This window comes from Methylobacterium sp. A54F, from assembly GCF_053346035.1.
In genome coordinates, this window is record NZ_JBKFBF010000002.1 from 423,896 (window position 1) to 448,418 (window position 24,523).

At 63.5% G+C, this 24,523-nt stretch carries 25 protein-coding genes, 2 tRNA genes and 1 pseudogene; 11 read left to right on the forward strand and 17 right to left on the reverse strand.

Annotation, left to right across the window (positions count from 1 at the left end):
• Positions 1-20 precede the first annotated feature (20 nt).
• Positions 21-2,468: a GcvT family protein gene (locus ACLBXP_RS05670; protein ID WP_447666599.1), complete on the forward strand. Its 2,448-nt coding sequence runs from the start codon at positions 21-23 to the stop codon at positions 2,466-2,468.
• Complete coding sequence (locus ACLBXP_RS05675; protein WP_447666600.1) at positions 2,465-3,307, forward strand: EamA family transporter; 843 nt, start codon at positions 2,465-2,467, stop codon at positions 3,305-3,307. The genes ACLBXP_RS05670 and ACLBXP_RS05675 overlap by 4 nt, the downstream gene beginning before the upstream one ends.
• A gap of 23 nt (positions 3,308-3,330) precedes the next feature.
• Here the strand turns inward: ACLBXP_RS05675 and ACLBXP_RS05680 are convergent, their stop codons facing one another.
• The gene (locus tag ACLBXP_RS05680; protein WP_447666601.1) at positions 3,331-3,489 is read right to left on the reverse strand and encodes a hypothetical protein; all 159 of its coding nucleotides are present in this window, start codon (positions 3,487-3,489) and stop codon (positions 3,331-3,333) included.
• Positions 3,490-3,830: 341 nt separating this feature from the next.
• Between ACLBXP_RS05680 and ACLBXP_RS05685 the strand changes: the two genes are divergently transcribed.
• Entirely contained in the window at positions 3,831-4,298 is a 468-nt protein-coding gene (locus tag ACLBXP_RS05685) for a hypothetical protein (protein ID WP_447666602.1), read from the forward strand.
• A 114-nt stretch (positions 4,299-4,412) separates the two neighbouring features.
• On the opposite strand, the gene ACLBXP_RS05690 is transcribed toward ACLBXP_RS05685, so the two are convergent.
• From ACLBXP_RS05690 to ACLBXP_RS05715, 6 genes are all read right to left on the reverse strand, one after another.
• Positions 4,413-4,688, reverse strand: a complete 276-nt coding sequence (locus tag ACLBXP_RS05690) for a hypothetical protein (RefSeq protein WP_447666603.1) — start codon at positions 4,686-4,688, stop codon at positions 4,413-4,415.
• Between the two features lie 77 nt (positions 4,689-4,765).
• A complete protein-coding gene (locus tag ACLBXP_RS05695; protein WP_447666604.1) occupies positions 4,766-5,032 on the reverse strand; it encodes a hypothetical protein in 267 nt (88 codons plus the stop codon).
• A 237-nt stretch (positions 5,033-5,269) separates the two neighbouring features.
• Positions 5,270-5,521, reverse strand: a complete 252-nt coding sequence (locus ACLBXP_RS05700) for a hypothetical protein (RefSeq protein ID WP_447666605.1) — start codon at positions 5,519-5,521, stop codon at positions 5,270-5,272.
• Between the two features lie 440 nt (positions 5,522-5,961).
• A tRNA-Thr gene (locus ACLBXP_RS05705) sits at positions 5,962-6,036 on the reverse strand.
• Positions 6,037-6,153: 117 nt separating this feature from the next.
• Positions 6,154-6,609, reverse strand: a complete 456-nt coding sequence (locus ACLBXP_RS05710) for an NUDIX hydrolase (protein WP_447666606.1) — start codon at positions 6,607-6,609, stop codon at positions 6,154-6,156.
• A 191-nt stretch (positions 6,610-6,800) separates the two neighbouring features.
• Complete coding sequence (locus ACLBXP_RS05715; protein WP_447666607.1) at positions 6,801-7,268, reverse strand: MarR family winged helix-turn-helix transcriptional regulator; 468 nt, start codon at positions 7,266-7,268, stop codon at positions 6,801-6,803.
• Positions 7,269-7,555: 287 nt separating this feature from the next.
• Here ACLBXP_RS05715 and ACLBXP_RS05720 point away from each other — a divergent pair.
• Positions 7,556-7,632, forward strand: a tRNA-Arg gene (locus tag ACLBXP_RS05720).
• Between the two features lie 541 nt (positions 7,633-8,173).
• Here ACLBXP_RS05720 and ACLBXP_RS05725 read toward each other — a convergent pair.
• Both ACLBXP_RS05725 and ACLBXP_RS05730 read right to left on the reverse strand, forming a co-directional pair.
• A pseudogene (locus ACLBXP_RS05725) lies at positions 8,174-9,172 on the reverse strand (recombinase family protein); the annotation flags it as partial.
• A 43-nt stretch (positions 9,173-9,215) separates the two neighbouring features.
• Complete coding sequence (locus ACLBXP_RS05730; RefSeq protein ID WP_447666608.1) at positions 9,216-9,485, reverse strand: hypothetical protein; 270 nt, start codon at positions 9,483-9,485, stop codon at positions 9,216-9,218.
• A gap of 620 nt (positions 9,486-10,105) precedes the next feature.
• Here ACLBXP_RS05730 and ACLBXP_RS05735 point away from each other — a divergent pair.
• The 6 genes from ACLBXP_RS05735 (at position 10,106) to ACLBXP_RS05760 (ending at position 15,249) form a co-directional block, all read left to right on the forward strand.
• The gene (locus ACLBXP_RS05735) at positions 10,106-10,387 is read left to right on the forward strand and encodes a type II toxin-antitoxin system ParD family antitoxin (protein WP_447666609.1); all 282 of its coding nucleotides are present in this window, start codon (positions 10,106-10,108) and stop codon (positions 10,385-10,387) included.
• On the forward strand, positions 10,384-10,704 hold the full coding sequence (locus ACLBXP_RS05740) for a type II toxin-antitoxin system RelE/ParE family toxin (RefSeq protein ID WP_447666610.1): 321 nt from the start codon (positions 10,384-10,386) through the stop codon (positions 10,702-10,704). Before ACLBXP_RS05735 ends, ACLBXP_RS05740 begins: the two co-directional genes overlap by 4 nt.
• A gap of 59 nt (positions 10,705-10,763) precedes the next feature.
• Complete coding sequence (locus ACLBXP_RS05745) at positions 10,764-11,030, forward strand: hypothetical protein (RefSeq protein WP_447666611.1); 267 nt, start codon at positions 10,764-10,766, stop codon at positions 11,028-11,030.
• Positions 11,031-11,610: 580 nt separating this feature from the next.
• Complete coding sequence (locus tag ACLBXP_RS05750; protein WP_447666612.1) at positions 11,611-12,765, forward strand: dsDNA nuclease domain-containing protein; 1,155 nt, start codon at positions 11,611-11,613, stop codon at positions 12,763-12,765.
• Between the two features lie 4 nt (positions 12,766-12,769).
• Positions 12,770-13,339 carry a hypothetical protein gene (locus ACLBXP_RS05755; protein ID WP_447666613.1) on the forward strand — a complete coding sequence of 190 codons (570 nt, stop codon included), beginning with the start codon at positions 12,770-12,772 and terminating at the stop codon, positions 13,337-13,339.
• Entirely contained in the window at positions 13,336-15,249 is a 1,914-nt protein-coding gene (locus ACLBXP_RS05760; RefSeq protein ID WP_447666614.1) for a hypothetical protein, read from the forward strand. Before ACLBXP_RS05755 ends, ACLBXP_RS05760 begins: the two co-directional genes overlap by 4 nt.
• A gap of 74 nt (positions 15,250-15,323) precedes the next feature.
• On the opposite strand, the gene ACLBXP_RS05765 is transcribed toward ACLBXP_RS05760, so the two are convergent.
• The 7 genes from ACLBXP_RS05765 to ACLBXP_RS05795 all read right to left on the reverse strand — a co-directional run bounded on the left by ACLBXP_RS05765 (position 15,324) and on the right by ACLBXP_RS05795 (position 21,270).
• Positions 15,324-16,676 (reverse strand): type IV secretory system conjugative DNA transfer family protein, encoded by a 1,353-nt coding sequence (locus tag ACLBXP_RS05765; RefSeq protein ID WP_447666615.1) that lies wholly within the window; start codon positions 16,674-16,676, stop codon positions 15,324-15,326.
• Entirely contained in the window at positions 16,673-16,903 is a 231-nt protein-coding gene (locus ACLBXP_RS05770; protein ID WP_447666616.1) for a hypothetical protein, read from the reverse strand. The genes ACLBXP_RS05765 and ACLBXP_RS05770 overlap by 4 nt, the downstream gene beginning before the upstream one ends.
• Positions 16,900-17,433, reverse strand: a complete 534-nt coding sequence (locus ACLBXP_RS05775) for a hypothetical protein (RefSeq protein ID WP_447666617.1) — start codon at positions 17,431-17,433, stop codon at positions 16,900-16,902. Before ACLBXP_RS05775 ends, ACLBXP_RS05770 begins: the two co-directional genes overlap by 4 nt.
• Before the next feature lie 20 nt (positions 17,434-17,453).
• Positions 17,454-18,728 (reverse strand): relaxase/mobilization nuclease domain-containing protein, encoded by a 1,275-nt coding sequence (locus ACLBXP_RS05780; protein WP_447666618.1) that lies wholly within the window; start codon positions 18,726-18,728, stop codon positions 17,454-17,456.
• Positions 18,725-19,165 carry a hypothetical protein gene (locus ACLBXP_RS05785; protein WP_447666619.1) on the reverse strand — a complete coding sequence of 147 codons (441 nt, stop codon included), beginning with the start codon at positions 19,163-19,165 and terminating at the stop codon, positions 18,725-18,727. Before ACLBXP_RS05785 ends, ACLBXP_RS05780 begins: the two co-directional genes overlap by 4 nt.
• Before the next feature lie 410 nt (positions 19,166-19,575).
• The gene (locus tag ACLBXP_RS05790; RefSeq protein WP_447666620.1) at positions 19,576-19,818 is read right to left on the reverse strand and encodes a hypothetical protein; all 243 of its coding nucleotides are present in this window, start codon (positions 19,816-19,818) and stop codon (positions 19,576-19,578) included.
• Between the two features lie 312 nt (positions 19,819-20,130).
• Positions 20,131-21,270: an endo-1,4-beta-xylanase gene (locus ACLBXP_RS05795; RefSeq protein ID WP_447666621.1), complete on the reverse strand. Its 1,140-nt coding sequence runs from the start codon at positions 21,268-21,270 to the stop codon at positions 20,131-20,133.
• A gap of 128 nt (positions 21,271-21,398) precedes the next feature.
• On the opposite strand from ACLBXP_RS05795, the gene ACLBXP_RS05800 reads away from it, so the two are divergent.
• Complete coding sequence (locus ACLBXP_RS05800; protein ID WP_447666622.1) at positions 21,399-22,712, forward strand: O-antigen ligase family protein; 1,314 nt, start codon at positions 21,399-21,401, stop codon at positions 22,710-22,712.
• A 5-nt stretch (positions 22,713-22,717) separates the two neighbouring features.
• Here the strand turns inward: ACLBXP_RS05800 and ACLBXP_RS05805 are convergent, their stop codons facing one another.
• A complete protein-coding gene (locus ACLBXP_RS05805; RefSeq protein WP_447666732.1) occupies positions 22,718-24,466 on the reverse strand; it encodes an outer membrane protein assembly factor BamB family protein in 1,749 nt (582 codons plus the stop codon).
• Positions 24,467-24,523: the final 57 nt, after the last annotated feature.

Sequence of the window (24,523 nt, forward strand, 5' to 3'; positions counted from 1 at the left end):
TGCCGGAGCCCGTGCAGCGCATGACCGTCGCCATCCCAAGTCACGCCAGCACGGTGATCATCGGCGGCGGCATCGTCGGCACCTCGATCGCCTATCACCTCGGCCAACTCGGCCATCGCGACGTAGTGCTGGTCGAGCAGGGCCGGCTGTCCGGCGGCACCACCTGGCACGCGGCCGGTCTCGTCGGACAGCTTCGTCAGCAGGCGAGCCTGACCCGGATGATCCGCTACTCGACGGACCTCTACGGACGGCTCGAGGCGGAGACCGGCCTCGCCACGGGCTGGAAGCGCTGCGGCTCCCTGACCGTCGCCAGGAGCCCGGAGCGCATGACGGTGCTCGCCCGGAACATCGCCACCGCCCGCGCCCAGGGCGTCGAGATCGAGCCGCTGAGCCCGGGTGAGGCCGGCCGCCTGTTCCCGCCGATGCGCACCGACGACCTCCTCGGCGCGGTGTGGCTGCCCGGCGACGGCAAGGCGAACCCGTCCGACATCACCGCCGCACTCGCCCGCGGCGCGCGGCGCAGCGGGGCTCGGATCTTCGAGAAAACGCGGGTCAGCGCCATCGAGACCGCGCGGGGTCGCGCCGTCGCGGTGGTGACGGACCAGGGCCGCATCGCCTGCGAGCGCGTGGTGATCGCGGCCGGCCAGTGGTCGCGGCAGGTCGGGGCCCTGTGCGGCGTCGCGGTGCCCCTCCACGCTGCCGAGCACATGTACGTGGTGACCGAGGCGATCCCCGGCGTCCTCCCGGATCTCCCAGTGATGCGCGATCCGGACGGCTACATCTACTTCAAGGAGGAGGTCGGCGGCCTCGTGATGGGCGGCTTCGAGCCGAAGGCGAAGCCGTGGGGCATGGACGGGATCCCCGACGACTTCGAGTTCCAGCTCCTGCCGGACGACTGGGACCAGTTCGAGATCCTGATGGAGAACGCGATCCAGCGCGTGCCGGCGCTGGAGACCGCGCCCGTAAAGCTCTTCCTGAACGGACCGGAGAGCTTCACGCCCGACAACAACTTCCTGATGGGGCCGAGCCCGGATTGTACGGGCGTCTGGGTGGCCGCGGGCTTCAATTCGGCCGGCATCGCGCTCGGCGGAGGCGCCGGGCGGGCCCTCGCCGAATGGATCGTCGCCGGCGAGCCTACCGACGACCTCTGGGCCGTCGACATCCGGCGGTTCGCACGCTTCAACGCCAACCCGGCCTGGCTCCACGACCGCGTGCAGGAGACCCTGGGCCTGCACTACGCCATGCCGTGGCCGAACCGGGAGTTGACGACGGCCCGGCCCTTCCGCCGCTCACCCGTCCATGACCGCCTGGCCGCGAAGGGCGCGGTGTTCGGCTCGAAGATGGGCTGGGAGCGCGCCAACGTGTTCGCACCCGAATTCGCGCGAGCCGGCCTCCCCTACACGTTCGGCCGCGGGGCCTGGGCCGACACGGTCCTGGCGGAGCAGCGCGCCGTCCGCGAGCGGGTCGGGCTCGTCGACATGACGAGCCTCGCGAAATTCCGCGTCGAGGGCCGTGATGCCGGGGCGCTGTTGCAGAGCCTCAGCGCGGCCGACTTCGGCATCGCACCCGGTGAGAGTTGTTACGCACCGGTCCTCAACGCCCGCGGCGGCTACGAGACCGAGTGGACGGTCACCCGGCTCGGCGTGGAGACCTACCTCGTCGTCGGGGGCACCGCGCAGGCGGTGCGCGATGCCGACACGCTGCGGCGGGCCGTGCCGGACGATGCGCGGGTCACCGTCACGGACGTGACGTCCGCCCTGGCGGTACTCGCCGTATCGGGCCCGCGCGCGGCCGAACTCCTCGACGGCTTGAGCCGCGCGCGACCGGGCACCCTGGCGCAGGGCGCGGCGCGCGAGATCGACCTCGCGCACGGCACGGCGCTCGCCGTGCGCCGCAGCTATCTCGGCGAGGACGGCTTCGAGCTCTTCGTGCCGCCCGAATTCGCGCTCGGCATCTACGATGCCCTGTTCACGGCCGGAGCGGCATTCGGGCTCGCCGATGTCGGAACTTACGCCGTCGACGCCCTGCGGATCGAGGCCGGGCATCCGGCCTGGGGACGCGACATCGGCGCGGACGTCTCGCCCTACGAGGCGGGCCTCGGCGGGATGGTGGCGTGCGGTCGGGAGGACGCCGCAGGCCCGACCCGCGCCCTCGAATCAAGAGGGACGCCGAGCAACGCGCGCCTGGTGCACCTGCGTGCCCCGCTGCCGGAGCGCTCGATGGCCTGGGGCGGCGAGCTGATCCTCGCCGACGATCGGCCTGTCGGCGAGGTAACCTCGATCGCCGAGAGCGCGACTCTGGGCGGCCTCGTCGCGATCGGCCGCATCCGGGCGCCGGAGGGCGTCGTCGATCAGCCCTATCTCGACGAACGCGCCTTCATGATCGAAGTCGCCGGCGAACGGGTGCCTGCCTCGGTGAGCCTCGCCCCGTTCCTTGCGCCCTGGACCGACCGGACGAGTCCCCGGTGAGCCTTCCCATCTTCCTTGCCGTTATCGCGGCGGCCGGCATGCATGCGGGCTGGAACGCCCTGGTGAAGCTGCGCCTCGAGCCGATCCTCACCATGGCGCTGATCACCGCCGCGGCGGGCCTCATCGCCCTGCCGGCGCTCCTGTTGCTTGGCATGCCACCCGTTGCCTGCTGGGGCTGGCTTGCCGGGTCGATCGTCCTTCACCTCGGCTACTACGTCGCGCTGACCGAAGCCTACCGGCACGCCGACATGGGGCAGATCTACCCCATCGCCCGGGGCGGCGCCCCACTTCTGACGACCGTCGTCTCGGTCATTCTGTTGCGGGAGCCGGTGGCGCCTCTCGCCGTCCTCGGCATCGGGATCCTCTGCGGGGGCGTCGCGCTGATGGCTTTCGCGCGCGGCCGCGGCGAGCCGCTGCGGGGACGCGCGCTCGTCAATGCCGGCCTCACCGCAGCGATGATCAGCGGCTACACCCTCGTCGACGGCATTGGTGCGCGCGCGTCAGGCGATCCGCACGCCTACGCGGCGGCCCTCTTCGTCTTTGACGCCCTGCCACTCGTGCTGTTCGTGGCGCTACGGCGGGGGCGCCCGGCGCTGAGGCTGATGCGCGGAGCGGCGCTTCCGGGCCTCGTCGGCGGCCTTCTCTCGCTCGGCTCCTACTGGATCGCGATCTGGGCAATGACGCGCGCCCCGATCCCTCTGGTGGCCGCGACCCGGGAGACGAGCGTGCTGTTTGCGACCCTCATCTCCGTCACGCTGCTGCGCGAGCCGCTGCTCCTCGGGCGTGCCGCCGCAGCCCTGATCATCGTGGCCGGCATCGCCACCATGCGGCTCGCCTGACACGACGCACGGCTCGCAAGGTGTCACCCGAGTCGGCCCCAGCGGACGAACATCGCGATCGTGAGGACGACGAAGCTGCCGAGCCCCACGGGATGACCGAGGTACAGCACGCCAACCAGCAGGCCGAGCCAGACGGCCCCGATGCCCAGCATCACGGCGACGGCGACGGGGTTCATGTCCATGCGCGAAATCGGCCCATGCTTGCGCCGCGACCCCGCGTCGCCCGGAGAGAGCCCTGCTGCGTGCGATCATTCGGACAGCGAAGCCGCCGCGCGCCATAGCACGGGCGTCGTGAGCCCTGCGACCCCGATCTCCCGACGCCGTGAACGGTCCATTTCGGAACCGCCCGCCGTACGGCCCAGTTACCGCACCTGAAGTGCGATCGCCGCCCCTGGACCGGAACATTGACCGGCCGACGGTGAGCGGGGCACCGGATCGGCCTACGTGCCGACGCAGCGTCCGCTGCCCATCGCACTCCGAACGTCCGAGGGGGACGATAACGCGTGCAAGGACCTGAGACCCCATGATCCGACTGACCGTGCCCCTCCTCCTCGCCCTCGGTATCGCCGCACCAGCCGCGGCGCAGACTGCCACGGACACCCAGCAGCCCGCCCTCCTGCTTCATGGCAACTACTGCGGCCCCGGCAACAACGCACCGCTCGCGCCCATCGACGCCCTCGATGCTGCCTGTGCGCGACACGACGCTTGCACCCCCGACGGCGGCTTGGCCTCCCGGAGTTGCAATGCGCGGCTCCAGCGGGAAGCGACCCTCATCTCGCGGGATCCGCGCCAGCCCGACGACCTGCGCGCCCTCGCTGGGCTCGTCGCCGTCGGCGCCGGGATGATGCCCGCGCAGGCGGACGTTGCGGCCGCGCCCTCGATCGTGGTTCCCTCCTCCCGCCTGGCGCCTTCGGGGCAGCAGGCGGTGCTCACGCGGCAGCCGCCTGACGACGATGCCGCAGTCGAGGCGGACGAGGCAGGCGAGGAGTAACCCGCGGCAGGCCGTGCTCGCGGCGCCTGCACGCGGGCATTCCCGGGCGCGGCAGGCCCTTACGCCCGCTCATGCCGCGCGGTATCGAGCCGAGCCGAAGCCCGCTCGGGACGGTCACGCCGGGGTGAAATCCTCGGCCGTCATTTCCATTCGGTCGTTCGGCGTGTCGGTCCTGTCATAGGCCCGGCTCGCCGCGGCCTCGATCGCATCCCGGTTGCGATCGTAGAACGTGAGCGGATCATCGTCGGTGCCACCGAATGCGTCTTGCAAGAGGGCAATGGGCACCTCGACGGCGACGACGCGCTGGCCGTTCGTCATCCCGAAGCGCAGGTAGCTGGGATCGGCCGCAAGCACGTGCGCCTCGCCCGTCAGGTATCGTTGCAGCGGCATCGGCCTTCCTCACAGCACTCGTGTCGTGAACCTCCCGCACCGGCCGAAAAGGCCCATGCGGGCGCTTTCGACGCCCCTCAGGCGGCGTGCGCCGCGCGCAGGACGTCCTGGACCGGCTGGGCAGCCATCGCGACGGCCGCCTGCTCGGCGGTTCCGGCGAGGCTTGCATGGTCGAGGCAGCTCAGCTTGAGGCTGGTGAGCTGCTCGACGTTCTTGAGCAACTCCCGAGCCGGCTCCTCCTCGATACGCAGCAGCATCTGAGCGAGATCCAGATACGCTTCGCGCAGAAGATCAAATGCTACCTTCGCCGCGGCATCTTCCGCGATCGGAGTCATGTCGGTCATGGCGTGTTCCTACACAGACACGCTCCCCAGGCCACGATCTCTGTAGATGAAAATATTCGGCTTGTAAAATCAGCGTCCTCACGCTCGCTCAAGAGATCGTTGCTCCCTGTCCGACGGCCATCCTCAGTCAACCGTTCATCGAGCTACCGTCAGCCTCGAGGAGAACCTCACGTACAACAGAAGCGTCCTCATCCTGAAAAGGAACTCGGCCCGAGGCAACCCATGATGGGCCCTTCATCAGGCGATGAAGGTGACTCCGAAGAGACCTGCTCTGGCCCACACGACCCGGCACGACCGGCGATCCGTATCGGTCCCGGGCCAGAGCTCGAACTCTCTGGGAATGGCGCGCGCCTGCAATGGCTGGATCAACGCGCCGGAGGTGGACAGATCCCAGATCAGGCACTCGATGTCCGGCGAGCAGAAATCAATCTGAACGACCCCAAGTCGGGTTACCGTGTGCCGCCGAGCCTTGCGCTGCTCCACGAACATGCCGCACCCTCAGATGTCGTCCGGTTCGAAATCTGAGGCTTGCACGTTAATAACTCGATGCGGTTTCTCTCTGACGATTGATTTTTTGAGAACGCTGGTAGATTGACGCCGAGAGAATTAATTGTAGGCAATAAGAAAATTGTCCGAAAATTTCGTTCGATCGTCTGAACTGTGTGCCGATGCGTGCAACAACCAGCAATGAGGCGAGCTATGCTGCCCGACAGGCATTCGATCTGGCTTGGCCCACACATACACCCGCTGCGCTACACAGTCCTGCGCTCAGTCACCCGTCAGCGCATATGAGCGCAGTCAGCGGCGTTCTCGTGGCTCAGGGGCTGATGTCGCCAGACGTGAGATGACACGATACTGCGCGCCATGAGGCGCTGCGGCGGGCAGCCGAAGCGCGCGGAACCGGAATAAGCGGCGCGATGAGAAGAAGCTGGTGCTGCGAGAGAGGATTGAACTCTCGACCTCCTCATTACCAATGAGGTGCTCTACCACTGAGCTACCGCAGCAGGCCGGTCCGAGGCGGTGCGGCGAGGCGCTGTCGTTCGGACGCGAGGGGGATTAGCGGATCGTGACGCGCTTGGCAATCGCCCGGCGCCAGCTTCGTCGCGCCGCTGCGCTGAGGCTCAGTCCTTGTTGCCATCCCGTTTCAGCGCCGCGCGGATGATCGCCGCGAGGCCGGGCTCGATGACCGCATCCGCCGCTTCGGACGGCGTGAACCAGCGGATCTCCCGCTCGTGCTGCTCCGGCCAGTGCTTGAGCTGCTTGCGGACCTCGAGAGGAAAAACCTTCACCTGGCAGAGCACAGCATCTCGGTTCTTCAGGCGCTTCTCGTAGAGATAGAAACCGAGGGGCCGCTTGCCGATGTGCCCGATCAGCCCCGCTTCCTCATAGGCCTCCCGGGCAGCCGCCTCGAAGGGCTTGCGTCCCTTCATAGGCCACCCCTTCGGGATCACCCAGCGCCGGCTTTCTCGGGAAGTCACGAGAAGGACAGAAGCGCCACCGTCCGCGCCGCGCCGGAAGGGCAGGGCCCCGACTTGGCGGCGCGGCTCCCGGTCGTTGTCCGTGGGTGTCGCCGTCATGAACGGGAAGCGCTCCGCGCGCCGCTCCGTTCCGAACCTCGGTCGGCGGGAGCAGGGTCAGTTCGGTCCTGGTGCTGCATCGTCATCCGTGGCGGAGCGCTCGCGCAGGGGCCCCGTCGATGTGGCCTAATGCCAGGCCGCACACAACCGAAATTTAACCGGCAAAACAATGCTCGCTCGCATACGGGCTCTCAACCCGCGACGCTGAGACTATCGATCAGGCGATTGAGGTCGGCGCGCATGGCCTGAACCTCGGGCTCGCTGAGGTCGAGCTGGCACATGACGCTCTGGCGCACCGCCGCGGCCTCGGACCGCAACGCCCAGCCCCGCGGCGTCAGTGCGATCTCGACCTCGCGTTCGTCCGATTGGCGCCGGTTGCGCTTCAGGAAGCCCGCGGCTTCGAGACGCTTGAGCACCGGCGTGAGCGTCCCGGAATCGAGCCTTAATCGGCGACCGATGTCCGAGACGGTGACCCCATCCGTCTCCCAGAGGACGAGCAGCACGAGATACTGGGGATACGTCAGGCCGATCCGCTCGAGCAGCGGGCGATACGATTTCGTCATCCGGTGAGCCGCGGCGTAGAGCGCGTAGCAGAGCTGGTTGTCGAGCAGCAGCGGATCACGCCGCGGATCCGTGGCCTCCTTGCCTGCATCGACCATACAAACCATGCCCGTCGCCCGCATCGTCCTGCACGCGAGCCGTGCGCCGCCCGCTGTTCAGTTCACCCTGCATAGCACGTTACGCCAATGCGGGCGGGTCCGTATACGCAGAATTCTTCCGGTCTCTTCAGGAGATAGTGCGCGCACCAAACGGCTACCCGGCACCGCGAACCGGCGCCTCCCGGTCACCCGAGCGCGTATGCGAAACAGGGCTTGCCAAGCCCGAACGGACCCTCTAGACACCGCTCCGCACCGGATATGGCCCACAGCGCCTCCCGATGCACCGCGCGCCCGTAGCTCAGCTGGATAGAGCACCAGACTACGAATCTGGGGGTCAGAGGTTCGAATCCTTTCGGGCGCGCCATTCCATTTTCACCGCAAAAAAAATCTTCTAAGACCCTGAAGGGCAACGTCATATCAGGCGTTCTAAAACCTTCGCCACGCTTGTAGCGAAGGCGATGGGCAAAGGTGAGTTTGAGCACCGCGCGGCGGTCCTCAATCCGGCCCGTACTCCATAAATTCCAAGGACTTGCGACGAAGGCGAGGCCCGTTCTAAGTCGCCGGTCGAAGTCCCCCTGCGGCGCGGCCCCGTTCTCGATCTTTTCGCGCAGGAGCAGCTTGTCGCTTTCGAGCCGCTGCACCTTTTCTTCGAGCGCCCGCATCACAGCCGGGACGGTCGTCTCGACGATGCGCTCGACCGCTTGGTCGATTTGCTCCTCAACCTTGGCAAGCGCGGCCTTCAGCGCTTTGGTCTGGCCTGCGGCGTTCGCCTGCTTCCGGTTCCAAAGGTCCTTCATCATCGCGGTCGCGACATCGAAGAGTTGAGGCTGCGGCTGGGCGCCTTTGAGCATGGTCTCAAACTCGCCTTCGATCACGTCGCGGCGAATCGCTTTGCCGTAGCTGGCGCAGCCCTTCTTCGGGCACTGGTAGTAGGGGTGGCGCTTCTTCTGCGCGCTGCCGCTGATCGACCAGCAGGCCGTGAGCGGCCCTTCGCAGTCGCCGCACAGCACGAAGCCGCGCAGCGGGAAATCCTGGCTCAGGTCGGTCCGGTAGGTGATGCGCAGGCCGTTGAGCCGGTCCTGGATGCGTTGGAACGTCTCATAGGAAATCAACGCCTCGTGATGGCCCTTGCGGCGCTCCACGCCCCAGCTAGGCGCTTCGACGTACCCCGCATATATCGGGTTTCGGAGAATGTCGCCGACGCGTTGGTGCGGAACCTTGCCGTTCTTCGGCTTGGGGTAGAGCGGGTGCTCTTCGAGGAAGCGCACCACGTCCGCTTGGCTTTCCAGCTGGCGCGAGGCGTAGGCTTCGAGCGCCTGCTTGACGATTGACGCCTGCGGCTCCTGGCGCACCAGCATCCGGCCATTGAAGCCTGCAACGCGGCCATAGGCGTAGCCGGAGGGCGCGCAGAACACCGCGAACCCGTTCGCGACACGCGCCTGCATCCGGTTGAGCGTCTGCTCGCGGTTGTTGATGCGGTGATAATCCGCGAAGGCGACGGTCACATTCTCCATGAGGCGCGACGACGAGCGGTCATCGAGCACGCCTGCGGGTGTCTCCAGGATCGCACCGAGCTTTGCCAACTCGCGGCGGAGGTCGGCGTGATCATAGAAATTGCGGGTGAAGCGATCGAGATGGTCGAAGACGATGCGGTAGCGCACCTTTTTGTCCGCAGCGACGAAGGCAAGCATCTGGCGCAGCCCGGGCCGCTGGCTATCGCTGCCGGTCAGCTTGTCGCGAAAGACTTTGACGACGTTGTAGCCGGAGCGTTCGCAGTAATCGCGCAGCCGCGTTTCCTGTGAGGCGAGCCCGTCGCCCTCGCGCTCCTGCTTCTTGCTCGAAATCCGGCAATATATGACCGCGGTCACGTCTTGGTTGTCGATGGATTGCAGTTTGCGTTTCATGCCGGGCCCCGTGATGTTTTAGGTTTCTCCGCTGATGGTTCGTTTATTCTACATCGCCCGAATCACGGGCGGCGTCCGCAAAGACTTGAGACGTAATCTGCCCCCAACTTTCGGGCGGCAAATCCATCTCGATGCACATCCGCATCATGTCCCAGAGGATTCGCAACAGCTCGCTGGCTTGAGCGTCTGTCAGATCGAGCCCGCCAAGGTAGGGGAGATAGTCCGCTGCATCGAAATTAGCCATCGAAGCGAGCGGCAGTTCGCTTTCGGCTCGGACCATTTCAGCAATGCGGTCGCCTTCGTCCACTCTCATGGCCGTCCTCCTTTCTTGTGCCGGGTCGGGATGCTTTGACTATACGCGAAGCTACCTCACTCTACAAGAATAAAATCCTACGAGATTGGTATATCTTGGGCGAGCGGCCCTGTGGGTCGGCGTTGTGATTGCCAGCGAAATTTGTTCAGGTTCTATGTTAAGTCGCTGTTGCGTCTTCGCTTTTCGATCTGCCTAATCTCTTCGCCTTTGGCTTTGTGGTATGCAGCCTAACTGACCTAAGCAATCCGTCATAACCAAGGTAAGCGGTCAACACTCAACTCACACCAAGAAACGTACGACCAACGGCGCTGTCTGCAAGACCCGTGTGTTGCGGTAGGGTCAGTCGGCGCGACGCGTGTGGATGCGACTTGGTGCTTCCGTCGCTCGGTCCTGCCCGCCCGCCCTTCGGCCCTACAGCGCTTGGGGAGCGCGGGCCTACGGGCAGGCTACGTCAATGCAGGGGATTCACGGCCTTGCCGGTCAGGGGGTGTGGTCTTGGCCTGCGCTACTCTCTGGCGGACATGGGTGCGGGTTGCAGCCCCCGTCTCAACGTTATTCCAGACAGAGAGTATGACTTTTTCATACCCAGTGTGCTATGATGACCGGTAAGGAGCCACGCCATGCCGACGATCGAAAAACGAACCATCAGCCTGCCGACCGAGCACACCGCGTTTATCGACGCCAAGGTGGCTTCGGGTGATTACGCTTCCACGAGCGAGGTCGTCCGGGCGGGACTGCGGGCGTTGCGGGAGCGGGACGAGGCGGTCGAGCGCTGGCTCAAGGATGAGGTTGCCCCGGCCTATGATGCGATGGCGGCTGATCCGTCCCGCGGTATTCCAGCAGAAAGCGTGTTCGCCGAGATCAGGGCTCGCCATACCAAGCGTCTGCGCGATCCGAAGTGAAGCGCCGCGTTCTCACTCTCGCACCGGAAGCGCGGGACGACCTCAACACCCTCTATGACTGGATCGCGGCAGCGGCGTCGCCCGAGATTGCGCTTGGCTACATCGAGCGGATCGAGCGGTATCTAAGTGGGTTCGACCTGCTCGCAGAGCGCGGCGCTAAGCGGGACGATATTCGGCCAGGGCTTCGCATCATCGGCTTCGAACGCCGCGCGACGATCGCGTTCACAGTGGAGCCGGAGCGCGTCACGATCCTGCGCATCATGTATGGCGGCAGGAATTGGGAGATGGACCTGCAAAGCGACGAGGACGACGGTTAGCGCTTTGGAACTACAGCAAAGCCTGTCAGTTCGCGGGAGAGCAGATAGGAGGTCTCACAATGGCGCACGACGACAGCTTCACCCTCGATCAATCCATCGCGGCCCAAAAGGCGTTGCGGTCAGCTCTCAATCTGCCGGAGGAGGTGTTCCCGGTCGAGGCGTTCGTTGGCATGGTGAGCGACGAGATCGAGCAGCATCGCAAGGCCGGGAAATCGGACCAGGACATCGCGGCGATCATCGAGCAGGCGACCGGCAAGCGCATTACGGCAGAGGCGATCGCGGAGCATTACGCAAGCCCGGAGCAGCGGCATCCGCATGGCGAATAGGCCAAAGAGAGCAAGCCCGGCATAACCCGTCGATGGTGCAGACGGAGAAGGCAGAGCGACCACCGAATATGAGCACGAGGCGGATAGCGCGACGTGCAAGATGTGCGGTGTAATACACCGCAATCTTGGCAAGGGGGCCGCTGCGCGCCCCCGTTGCATCCCCCACGCCGTGGCGTTCCCTCGGCATTGAGCCTCATCGCACCACAGAAACGTCCGCCGTTTCATTCGTTCAGGAGGAGGCGTTCCTGCCCCTCCCGAAACCCACCCGGACCAGGCGCTTCGCCGCTGGACCACGACCAGAAGGAGACTTCGCTCTCCCCTGGACCCCATCGACCAAAGGCGTCTGCCGCCCTTGGAACCCTGCACCAGGTTCATCGCACCTGGACGCGACAATGGGCCATCGAGCCCCTGGACCCTGATCGTGCTGGAAGCTCAACCTTACCGGGTAGGTTACAGCAGGCATTGAAAAGCGCGCACGGCGCCCACCGAGACCGTGACCAATTCATCGAGTGCGGATCAGGGCTAGCCAACTAGCGGCCAGTAGGTAATATAAGACAGAAAGTAAAGATACGAGGATGTTTTGGAAACGCCGCCAGATACAAAGTGGCCTTCGATAGATGAGGCCAAGCCTATGGAGCAAGGTGGGCCCATTGCACGCATCGGTTTCAATTACCAGGATGATATTGCCGTCGGCTTCTTAATTGAGATGCTAGACGACCCTGCTATAATAAAAATTCATTGCGAAACGCACGACGATATTGTGATTGTTCGAGTCGAGGGCGTAGATATTATAGTTGCTGAGTACGCTCAGGTTAAAGCAGGAGAGGATAACAAGCTTTGGTCGATTGCTGACCTATGCCAGAGAAAAAAGAAGACTGCAGTAGGGACCTCGATATACGAAGCTTCTCTGAATCGCGACAAACATTCTGAAAGTTCGATTTTCCGCATCATAACCTTACGCCCAGTCGTAAGTGAATTACGCCCGCTGACATTTCCATTTGGCTCGCTCAGCAGATCGCCCGACTGTGGCGCCATGGCAGCGTTGCGAGCTGAGTTGGAAACCCGCTTCCCCGGCGTTAAATCACCGAAAGGCAATGACGCAAGCTATTGGCTAGAAAACTGTCGTTGGGATGAACGCCACGACGAGAATAGCGTTCGTCATCAAAACATTCACGGGATTATACGCCTTGCTCAGAAGGAAGGGCGACCGATCCTTCTAGACCATGCCGAAGTCCTGCTGGACGAACTCAGAATAAAAGTAAAAGCGGCTGCTGATGCGAAATGGGACCCCGATCCGAGCAAAAAGATCATTTCGAGAGCTGCATTGCGATTATGGTGGGAAGGGCGAGTCCATGAGCTCATCGAAGGAGCAAAGATCATTGCAGGCGGAAAACTTGCCACCAAAATGGCTGATGCCAATCTACCTGAGGACCTTATTGCACTCGCTGTCGAACTCCGGCGTGATTACGCTGCGGAAAAGCGATCACCTCGGTATCTGGAAGTCGATGATGCAGCACGCCTCCAACGCCGAGTTCAATCCGAAGTTCTGACGCTAAGAGCACGCCTCGTAGCCGGTAAGCTTGATTTAGATGGGACCGCTTTTCATTCCCATTGTTTAGAACGAATGGACGATATTAATACAGAACGTGCCGCTTCATCAGAAGATCACGCAAGTTTTTTAAAAGGGTGTATGTACGATATTGCCGACCGCTGCCTCCTGAAGTTTGTGAGGTAGAATCATGAAATCTTTAAACAGAGTCGGAGCACAACCGGCAAGCCTGCCTCTATCAGCTGATGACATTGTCGAGTTTCATGCTGCCCGCTTGATGCTACTTCTGCATTTATGCGGCGTGAAAGGCCGTATTGATGGCCTCACAAAGATGGCAAAACTAGATTTTTTCGCTCGCTACCCTGAATTTTTTGAAGCTGCACGATCCGCAGTCGAGGCGAGAGGTACAACGAGTGATTTGGATGATGCCACCGATGAAAGAGTAGAGTCTGCCATGGTGAGGCATCATTACGGACCATGGGACAAAAGATACTACCACGTTCTGGCGCATCTTGAGGCAAAGAAACTTATAAATGTTGCGAAGTCCGGCAAGTCGTACCAAATCTCTTTAACCTCCCTGGGCATCGAGCGCACGAAACTCTTAGTTGAGCGCTCATCTTTCAAGCCGATTGTGGAGCGTATGCGGGAGATCAAGCGAACTTTCGGTGCAAAAAACGGCAGCTACTTAAAAAATCTGATCTATAAATTATTTGATACTGAAGTAGGTAAGCGCCCAATGGGGGAGAGGATTAGCCGATGAGCCAGCCGTATCTATCTATATCCAGGCTCGAGCGGCGTTTCGCAACCGGAAATGTCGAAGAATTAATATTCGAACCAGGCGTAAATCTTCTGATTGGACGCCCTAACACTGGCAAAACCAAATGGCTCCAGACGCTCGATTTTTTGCTCGGGGATAGCGGAGACAACCCATTTGAAGGAGCCGAGGAGACAGGGCTGCCAGATAAATATGATGCTGCCGCGGCTCAATTAATGATCGGCCGCGAGGAAGTGCGCGTTGAGCGCCGATGGATCGAGAAAGGCGCAAAAACAAAAATCTTTGTCGATGAAGTAGCAATGAGTGCCGGGGATTTCCAGGCTTGGCTACTTGAGAAGCTCAATATTCCGCGCCTTAATTTTCCAAAGGGGAACCCCATGTCAGGCCAGACGTGGCCTGAACTAAGCTTTAGGATGCTATTGCGGCACATCTTTCGTCAGCAAAGATTTTGGGGCGGGATCGCCGACCAACAGCCTGACGGTGAGCAGCATGCCTGCCTCCTGCAGTTCTTAGGACTTGCTGAACGCGTTTACACCGATGCCTACGGCTCTTTAATCCATTTGAGGATGAAGGCGGAGAGACTTAAGGCGAAGAGGGATCAGTTTGGTGAAACATTGGAAGAACTAGCGCGCGATGTTCTTCAGGATCCAGGTCTTACCGTAAGCGTCAACTCAAGTTCAGTCAAAGCTGCCTTAGCGCGATTACAGCAAGATGCAAATGATCTAGATAATAAGCGCCACGTTGTTCTGAAATCGGCAGGTGATCAAGCAATACCTTCTCCACTCCGTGGGCGTATAGCACAGTTGGGCGAGGAAAGAGCAACGATCATCGTCAGGCTTGAGGAGCAGCAACGTAAGCTAAAGGCAACATCTGATCGCATGGATGAAATGACTCGTTATTATAAAGATTTGACCGATGAGCTCGACAGGTTGGCTCGCGCGGAAGATGCGGGCGCGGTTCTTTCCGATCTAAGGATAACACACTGCCCAGCTTGCGATCAGTCGGTGTCAACTAGGAAATTCGAAGCCCATCATTGTTTTCTGTGTGATCAGAATTTGCCCGACGAAACTGTTATCGAAGAACTTGGCGCAGTTCGGCTGCGCTTTGAGAGCGACAGATTGTCCAGTGAACTCAAAGAAGCTGACGAACTCCTTTTTTTGCTCCGTCGGGAACAGAAAAAGCTCTCTTCTGAAATACAGAACGGAGAGGAAAGGCTTAGAATAATTGAGAGGGAGCTTCTTCCGGCAAGGCACGCAGTCTCGGCGCTTGTGCAAGAAGAAGTAAGTGCGATTGATGTGGAACTTGGGCAGCTGAGTGAACGCGAGCGCCAGCTCGGAAGAGTTTTAGCAGCTTTAGGAATTGGCGATGATTTGACCAAACAGATCGAGGAGTTGGAAAAAGAAATTGAGCCGCTTCAAGCTGAAGTGGATAGAACTATACAATCTACAGATTTCGGTGCGGCCTCCACTTTGCTAGAAGATGGTATGAATGATTATCTTAACGCGTTGAACGCTCAAAAGCCGGGTATCTGGCGTCATAACCCTATCAACATTGATATATCGCGATCTGGGTTTTCTATCAAAGTTGGTCGTCGTCGATGGAATATGGCTCTTGGCGGAACGGATACTTTATATTTCTTGATGGCTTACCATTATGGCCTCCTGGCTTTGAGCAACCAACCGTCCTGCCATTACCCAGGAATTGCTATAATAGACGTTCCGGGTGAGTTTTCTGGGGAGGCTGTGGAAGATAAGGAAAATTTTATAGTTCAGCCATTTATCGATTTGCTCAAGCGAGAGGAATATAAGGGCGCGCAGTTGATTATGACTGGAGCTTCATTCAAAGGGTTGAAGGACGCCCATTTTGAAAAGCTTTCACATGTGTATGCATCGTGATTCTGCTCCTAAGGTTACGCCGAGCAAGCCGCATCAACGATAGTCAGCAAATTTTCTGAGCTGAATGACTGGTCCTATTTAATATTTCTGAGCATGTCATTGAGTTCCGATCGGCACCAAAACTCCGGGGTTTCAACGGCAAAGAAGCCCCAATCTCTCGCATCGAGCAGGGCGGTCTCTCCGCTAGTCGCTCGCCGAATATCCTCTACTTGGAGCAGGGGCCGTGCCTGCTCGACGAGGTTGTCGCCCGAGCCGTTCACTTGGTTCGAGTTCACGTTGAAGCCGCGCACCATCACGGAGGTTTTGCCGGAGCGGTGCTCAATCTCTTTGAGCGTGTCGCTGTCCGGCAGACCCCTATAGAGCGTATGAGCCACGGCCTTCTTCCAGATGCGGGCAGTCTCGCGCCCATAGCGGGTTTCGATCTGCGCGGCGGCGTTCTGGAACACGCCCAGGAAGTTGATGCCGCCCTGGCGGTAGAGGGTCAAAATCTCATGGAAATTTGAAATGTAGAGCTGTCCCCATTCCTCGCCGATCACGAGTGCGCGGAGCGGGCCTTGCGCATCGGCAAAGCGCTCGATCACGGCGGCGGTCATCGCGCCAACGAAGTTGCGGCTGGTCTCGGATCGCGCCGCGCCGATGATGAAGAGCGCCGTTCTCTCGCGCTTCATATCGGCGGGATCGAACGAGTTCCGGTTCGTAAGGGTGCGGGCCGCCATTCCTGGTTGGAAGCCTTGCAGTCGCTCGATGATGAGCGAGGCGTAAGCGTTCCACTGGTCGGGCGAGGCGGTGAGGCCAGCGACCAGGCGGCACATACCGGCTTCGTCCTGCATCCGCCGATCCGCAGCCCAGACAAGCAAATCGTCGGCGATCTCTTCGCGCGGCCGTCCCCAAAAATCCCACAGGCCACCGGGCGAGCAGGACCAGCGCTCGGACGGGTAGAGGGCTGTGATCTTGTTGTAGAGCGTGAAGAAGCTCCGGACGCCCTGGCTCACCCAGCGGTTCTTCGAGTCCGGGTCCTGCGGCACCAGAAAGCTCGCAGCGTCATAGGCCGCTTCGCCGACGACGCCACGCTGGGCAGGGTTGGCGACCGTCTCCAGGAGACGCGTGTTGATGTTATAGCTCTCGGAAGGGTAGCCATGATGATTGCCCGCGTTGATGAACCGGACGCGGTAGCCCTGGCGCTTGAGCGTCACCCACGACACCCAGGCCAGTTTGCCATCCTTGGGATCGGGGGCAATTTTGCTGAAATGAGCCGTGCGGGGAGAGACTAGGTTCACGCCCAAGAAGCGTGTGAGCTTGCCCTTTCCCGCTTGGGCATCAATCGCGACAGGCTCCGTCCCGTCATAGACGAGCGGATATCCGTCGATGAACCCGAGTTCGATCCCTCGGCGGATATTCCGGTAGGTGCGAATGGCCGGGACGCTCATAGCAGCCCCGACCGGATTAAGGCTTCGATATCATTGAGCTTGGCGTTCCCGAGCTGTCCACTCGGGTTCGCATCAAGCATCTGGCGAAGGCGGGCGGCCGCAACAGCTTCCGCTCGCGCTCTGGCAATCCGCGCCTGCTCGGCATCCTCCCAAGCGAGCCGTTGGGCCGCCTGGGATTCGAGGCTGAACAGGAATTGATGGATTTCGACGAGATTGCGCAGGCTCATTTGCGCAGCTCCTCTTCATCGTCCCAGGTTGCGAAGCGGAATGGCTCGCGCTCAGTCTGGCGCTTGTGTTCGGCGTACTCGGAAGGAAGCGGCTCGATGGTTTGAGTTTGGCGGACCGGCTGCGGAGGAAGCAGTGCCTGCATCGCAGCTTCTGCCTGCGCGGCTTCCGCCTTTGCCTTCTCCAGGTGATAGGTGACGACCACCGAACCGACAGCGTAGCCGCCAATCGGCAGGTAGATTACGAAGTCAGGCCTGATCGGCACGCCGAACAACGCGGACGCGAAAAAGGCGAAGGCGGGGACGAGACCGGCCCCGATCAACCCACGCCGCACGAAAGCGCGGGCATCCTCCGGCGTGAGAGTTTCGCCGCAGAACTGGATTGGCTTGTTCCAGGCGGTAAAGCATACGACCGTTAGAACAATCGAGACAAAGGCGAGGATTGCAAAAACAAAAGCACCCGCAATCATCGCACCGGTAACGACCACGGCAACGGCCATTGCCGCGCCACTGTTGTCATTGTTGTTCGCCATGAACGCCTCCTATCGAGAAGCTATCGCTCCAGGCCCAGACCGATGGACATCTCGCGCTTGCGGACTGGGCCAGGATCAAGGCCGCGCGAGAATTTGAAGAAGCGACCAAGCTCACGCCGCAATTCCAGCAGCTCATCGGCCTGTCGGTTGCGTAAGGATTTGAATTCAATTTGGAGGCGGGCGCGCTCTTCGCGCTGCCGATCAATTAGCTGCTGGCGTTCTTGCGCCTGTCCCTCCCGGGTTGCCTTGGCTTCCGCTTCATTCTGCGCGCGGACCTTTTGATATTGGCCGGTGATCCGGTGCCACAGGCCGCGCAGGCCTTTGGGCAGTCGCGCCGCTCGCGCTTTCGTCTCGGCGTCCCAGCTGCGCGTGTGCTCCTGGTCGAGCTTGGCGCGCCCATCGCGGTGGCGATGGATCATTTCCATCTTGGCGTGGGCGAGGGTGGCAGTGGATTTCTGGAACTTGGTCCGCGACCCCGCGACGTGTCGCTTGAGCGCGGGTGTCATCCGCTCTCCGAGCGTCTTTCTGGTCGCATCGACGGACGGCAGCGCCTCGCCATCGCCGAGCCGCGCCTTCACATCCTTGGTCTTGGTCCCGAGCACGCGGGAGAGCGAATGAACCTCGCCGTCATGGTCGATGATGACGTGTCCGCGTCGGTCGCCGCGCGCGAGGAAGCAGCCATGCTCTTCGAGCGCGCGAGAGAAGGCAGCACCGCTATCGGATGCCTGCCACGAGGATTGCACCGCCGCCTTGAGCCAGCGCGGGTCCTGGCCTTGGCGCTTGGCCTGCTGCCACTCGGCGAGCGTGAAGTTGGTGGGATCGCGCATCCCGGCCTGGGCGATGCCGCGCGGCATGTCCCAGCCGTGATCGAGGTAGAGATCGCGGGAGAGGGCGACGAGCTTGTTCTTGAAGAACGGCACCGGGCGCGCCGTCATGGTCGCGGCGTCGATCCGGCTCCAAACTGCATGAGCGTGGCGGCGGCCTTCCTTCTCATGGAAGATGATCGCTCGCGGCTGGCCGTCCAAGCCTAACCGGCGCTCGGCTTCATCAATCGCCTGCTCGAACTCGGCCTCGCTGACCCGCGCGCTTTCGGGCGGCGAGAATGACAGCGAGAAAAGATACTGGCGGCATTTGGTGCCGCGGCTGATCGCTTCGGCCTCCTTGAATGCGCCGCGCAGATTGTCCGAGGCGAACTCGCGCAGCTCGTGGACGCGCACATGCTCATTGTCGTCAGTGCGCATGAGGTGGGCGGCAAGGTCCTGGCCGCCGCCGCGCTGTGAGCCTTTGAGGATCATGGCTGCGCCTCCGGCTTAAGGCCGAGGCTCGCAAGCAGCAGCGCGCGGATTTCATGAAGGTCGGCAAGCGCCTGGGCGAGCGCCGCATCGGTCTCGGGCGTCACCGGCAGCGAGCCGGTATTCGCCGCATGGGCGAGCTGGTTCAGGTTGCTGAAGACGCGCGAGCGGCCGAGCAGGGCGATGAGCTGCGCCAGCGCGCGCCGATCGGCGATCGAGATGCCGCTCTTTCGGACTCGTGCCGGGACCGGTTCGTCAAGGAGCTTGGCACGGAGATATGTGCCGAGGGGCGCGCCTGCGGCCTCAGCAGCCAGGCGGGCGCGCTCCTCGGCATTCAGCCGCAGGCTAAAAGGGGAAGGCGGCTTCTCACGTTTTGCTCGCTTAAGCTGAGGCGGTGTCGAAGCCGCTGCCTGGGTGTCGAATGCGCCTCTTAGGGACATGGCGGCACCGGCAAGTCATGCGACTTGCGGTGCTCAAGGAGGGTGCTCCAGTCGGCCAGCGTTTCGAGCAATTCGTTCGAAACGTCGGCGTCGAGGCGCGCCATATTCTCCTTGCTTTTGACCGCTCCGCTCTGTGGAGTCCTGTTCGGCCCTATCTCCGCGCAGGAGCGTCTGCACACCACTGATCTGGTGAAGCTGTCGGTCCACTGTTTCGTTTTTTCAGTAACAGCAGGCTCGCTGACCCATCGAAGCCAGCTCGTGGGCTGCTGCGAATTTGTACAAGGCAACGCAGGGCTCTAGGCCCATCCCCCGTTCCGTTGCAACAAAGATACCCGAGCATCCAAGGGTGCCCGACGCATGGCGGACACCTTTCAGCGCAGATTGTCGTCCCGCGTGGTCCAGCCTTCGTCCTACGCCGCGTCCGAGTCCTTCACGCTTGGCGTACCGTCATTATCATGGGCTTCCGGGCGATACTCCGCGCGAAGTTTCCCGCTCCAGTCGGTGAACTGATCGTGTTCCGAGACCCTGAGGTGCAAAACCGCAACGGCAAGAGCGGCGGTGCTGCCGACGAACGGCGCGGCAACGATTGAACTCCAGCCGAAATACGGAAACCCGAGCATCGTGCAGAGCGCGGCCGCCGCGAGGCCGGACATGCTGAGCCGTAACATCTCCCAAACCCTCTCGAACTCAACGAGTGCCCGTCCGAGGCACCGATTGAATTATCTTGGACGATAGGAATGAGACTTTTTGTAGGGCTAAACGAGAGCAGTCGACCTTTGTTTTGCTCGAATCCCGCTGAGTCGTCCACCATCGCCAAGATCGCTCCGATCGGCATGCTGTCAGCTCCGCCGCGTTCTCTGTTCAACCCGGAAAGCTGCCGCCGTGGCAACTTGACTTTTTCGGCCTCACCTGTGTCGTCGACAGGGATTGGTGTGCGGGCGACGGGAGTTCCGATGCAGAGTGGATCATGAACGCTTGGTCCGCAGCTTCGCTCGGGCAACGGAATGGTCCGGCGCGTCTCGAAACGCTTGGCGCATCGCTGTCCATAGGGGCTTGCGCCGATATGCATCGTCCAGTGGCAGTCCTCGCTGCGGTAGCCCATCCGGCCGGCGGCGGATCGGCGAGGCGTTGAGCCACGTCCCGCGATCCGTGATGTTCCAGGTGACGACGTTGAGCACGGCCGGCTCGTCGAGAACGACGTCGAGGAAGCGCCGGCCGAACTCCGCCACACGTCGATCCCGAGTCGCGGGGTCGGCCGGGTAGGCGCGGTCGTCGATGTCGAGTTCGGTGATCTCGATGCCGAGGCCCATCCCGGCGATCTCGCGCAGGAAGGCGCGCAGCTTGCCCGCGTCGAGCGGGAAGGTGGAATAGATGTGCGACTGCATCCCGAAGCGGTGGATCGGCACGCCGCGCTTCAGGAGGCCTTCCAGGGTGCGCAGCACGAGCGCCCGGCGGGCATCCATCCAGGGCTCACCCTGCTCGCAATCGTCCTCGTTCCAGACTCCGGCCGCCGCCGGGTCGACCTCGCGCAGTATCTCGAAGGCGAGGTCCACGTAGCGTGGCCCGAGCGCGGCGAGCCAGGGCGTGTTGCGCAGACCGTCCGGCCGCCCCTCGATCGGCGCCAAGATCTCGTTGACGACGTCCCAGCTCTCGAAGCGGCCCCGGAAATGGCCGGCGACCGAGGCAATCCATTGTCTCAGGAAACTCTCTGCCCGATCCCGGGTGATGCGCGGCAGGACCCAGTCGGGAATGGCATTGTGCCAAACGAGGGTGTGGCCGCGCATCCGCATCCCGTGCGCGCGCGCGAAGGCCAGGGTGTCGTCGCCGCCCCGGTAGGTTACGAGGTCCGGCCGCGGCAGCACGTAAAGCATCTTGGTCTCGTTCTCGCAGGCGAGCATGCCGCACTCGCGGGCGAGTGCCCGGCCGTAGGCAGGGTCGTTGCGAAGCGGGGTGATCACCGCGGCGCTGCCGAAGGTGAGGCCCTTCGCGCGGGCGGCAGCATCGAGCCCGTCCTCGGCGGCGAGCGCATCGCCTCCGAGCGCACCCGCTGCGCCGGCCAGCAGCGCGCGCCGCGTCAGCGCAGACCCATTGTTCGCACCGCTCAAGTGCAGCCCTCCTTCGCGTCAACCTTACGCGAGGATAATCGGGGGCGGCGTCGATTCCCTTACGGGCCTGCCGGGTCCGAGAGGATATCCTCGCGCCCCAAGTCCGTCGCGTCGCAACCGAGGTCCCCGTGTCGTCGGCCGCCCCCCTCGCCTCCTCCGCCGCCGGGCCCGCAGCCGTCCGTGACCTGCCCGACGCCCTCCGGATCGCCCTCAACGGCGCCGTGCTCGTCGCGTTCTGGAACCATCTCTGGTTCCAGGACCTCGGCGACCGCACCTTGCTCGAGGCTGCCGAGAGCGGCAGCCTGATCACGCAGGCGGTGTTCCTGTCACTCGCTGTCGCCATGCTGGCGGCCCTTCACCGCCTCGGCTTTGCCCGGCTGCGCCCGATCGCGACCGTGCCGCTCCTGCTCTGCGCCGGCTGGCTGGGCCTCACCGTGCTCACCTCCGTCGAGCCGCTGCTCTCGGTCCGCCGCGTGATCCTGCTCGCCATCGCGGCGCTTCTCGCCGCGGGCATGCTGGTGGTCGCCCGCTCGCCGCGCCAGCTCGCCCTGGCCTTCGCGGGAGCGGCCGGCGTCATCCTGGTCTCGTCCTACCTCGCCGTGGCCCTGGTGCCGGGCCTCGCGGTGCACTCGGCCTTCGACGTGATGATCGAGCCCGACCACGTCGGGCTATGGCGCGGCATCTTCCCGCACAAGAACGAGGCCGGCGCCGCCATGGTGATCCTCGTGATCGTCGGCCTCTACGTGGCGGCGACGGCGAGCCGGTTCTGGGGCTGGACCATCGTCGCGGCTGCCGCAACGTTCCTCGTCGGCACGAACTCGAAGACCGCGCTCGCGACGCTGCCGCTCGTCCTCGCGCTCTCGGGGCTCGCGCGGGTCTTCACCGGGACGGCGGCGCGCAGCCTGCTCCTCGTCGGGCCGATCCTGTTGTTCAGCCTCGCCACGGTGGGTTCCGTCTTCCTGCCGGAAGTACGCGAGGCCCTCGGCCTCGTCCTGAAGGACGCGACCTTCACGGGGCGCAGCGAGATCTGGGAGTTCGCCGCCGACCACGTCCTGCAGCGGCCGATCCTCGGCTGGGGCTACGGCGCCTTCTGGCGCACCGAGCGCACCATGTTCGCGGGCTCCGAGAGCGAGACCTGGGTCACCACCGCGAACCACGCCCACAACGCCTACCTCGACGCCGCCCTCGTGATGGGCCTGCCGGGCCTCGCGCTGACCCTCATCGCTTTCGTGATCATGCCGGTGGCGGACCTGCAGCGGATCGCCCGCGGGCGCGACCTCGACGCCCCGACCCTGTTGTTCCTGCGTCTCTGGCTCCTCGGGGTGGTCTCGGCCTCGTTCGAATCAGTGCTCTACAACGGCAACAACGCCACCTGCTGCATGTTCATGCTGGCGGTGTTCGGCCTGCGCCTGCGCTGCTGCCACCGCCTCGCCGGGCCTTGAGCGCCCTAATCCGGCAGGGCGAAGACCACGAGCGCGTCGCCAGTGCCGAAGCCTGAGCCCTTGGTGAAGGAGGCGCCGCCTGCGGCCACTGCCACGTACTGGCGGCCGTCCACCGCGTAGGTGATCGGCGGCCCGCTGATGCCGGCCCCGCACTGGAAGCGCCAGAGCACGCGCCCGTCGCGGGCGTCGTGCGCATCGAGGTAGCCGTCCTCCTCGCCCGAGAAGACGAGGCCCCCGGCGGTGGCCAGGGTGCCCCCCGAGAGCCGGCTCTCCGCCTTGACCGACCAGGCGATGCGCCCGCCCCGCGCGAGGTCCACCGCGGTGAGCGTGCTGAAGCTCGGCTCCCCCTTCGCCTCGCCGGTCTCGGTGTAGCGCACCTCCGGGCGCCCACCCCCCGCCGGGAGGGTCTTCACCGTGTAGGTCGCCGCCCCGTGCCGCACCTGCGCGAAGGCGAGGCCCGCGCCCGCATCGTAGGCGACGGGCGGCCAGGAGACGGCGCCGAGAGGACCGGGGCTCACCACCGTGCCATCGGGCGTCGGCGGCGCGAACAGGTTCTTGTGCCGGATCAGCGGCTCGGAGCGCAGCAGGAGCCTGCCCGTCGCGCGGTCGTGCACGTAGACGAACCCGGTCTTGCTCGCCGAGGCCACGGCCTTGACCGACCCCTCCGGCGTCGGCAGGTCGAGGAGGAAGGGCGGGCTGGCAACGTCGTAGCCCCACTCCTCGTGCGGTACCTGCTGGTAGTGCCAGCGGAGGCGGCCGGTCCGCACGTCGAGGGCAACGAGGCTCATCGTGTAGAGGTTGTCGCCCGGGCGTGTGAGGCCGAAGTTCTGCGGCGCCGGGTTGCCGGTACCGAGATAGATCAGGCCGAGGTCCGGATCGTAGGCCGGCGTCATCCAGAGGGAGCCGCCGCCGACCCGCCAAGCCTCGCGGTTGGTGGGCGCGGCCGCCTTCTCGGCGGAGATGTCCCGGTGGAGGGGCAGGCCGTCCGCAGTGGCGGACACGAAATCCCCCTCCCAGCCATCCGCCTTGGTGACGTACCAGCGCCAGACCTCCTCGCCGGACCGCGCATCGTAGGCTGCGAGCCAGCCGCGGCGGCCGTAGCCGCCCTCGATGCCGACCACCGCCCCCCCGTCGAGGCCGCCCGCCGCGTCCTCGACATGGAGCCCGTAGCCTGCCCCGGTCACGCCGACGATGACGCGGTCGCCCACCACGAGCGGCGGCATCTTGAAGCCGAGGCGGCTCGAACCCTGCACCGGCTTGCCACCGAGAGCCTGTGCGAGCCCCGAGGCGGTCTCGGTCTCGCCCTCCTCGGGGCGCACCGCCTCGCGGTCGAACACGATGCGGCCGGTCCGGGCATCGAGGGCGATCAGGCGCCCATCCATGGTCGCCTCGTAGACGAGGCCGCCCGAGACCGCCACGCCCCGATTCGAGGGCGGCCCGAAGATCTTTTCCGTGCGGGGCTTGTGCGTGTAGGTCCAGAGGACGCGGCCCGTGCGCGCGTCGAGCGCGGCGACGTGGTTCTGCGTGGTGGAGAGGTAGAGGACGCCTGCGACCACCACGGGTTGCGCCTGGAAGTAGCCGGTAACGCCGCTCTGGAACAGCCAGGCCGGCCGCAGGCGCGTCACAGTCTCGCGGTCGATCTGCGCGAGCGCCGACCAGTTGCGGTTGTCCGGACCGTTGCCGAAAGCCGGGAAATCCTCCGCGCGGGCGAGACCGGGCGCCGCGAGGAGCGCCAGTCGGAGGCAGGCCCGAATGGGCGCCCGAAGCGATGCCCAGCACACCACCCTGTTTCGTGCCGCGCGTCGCATCGC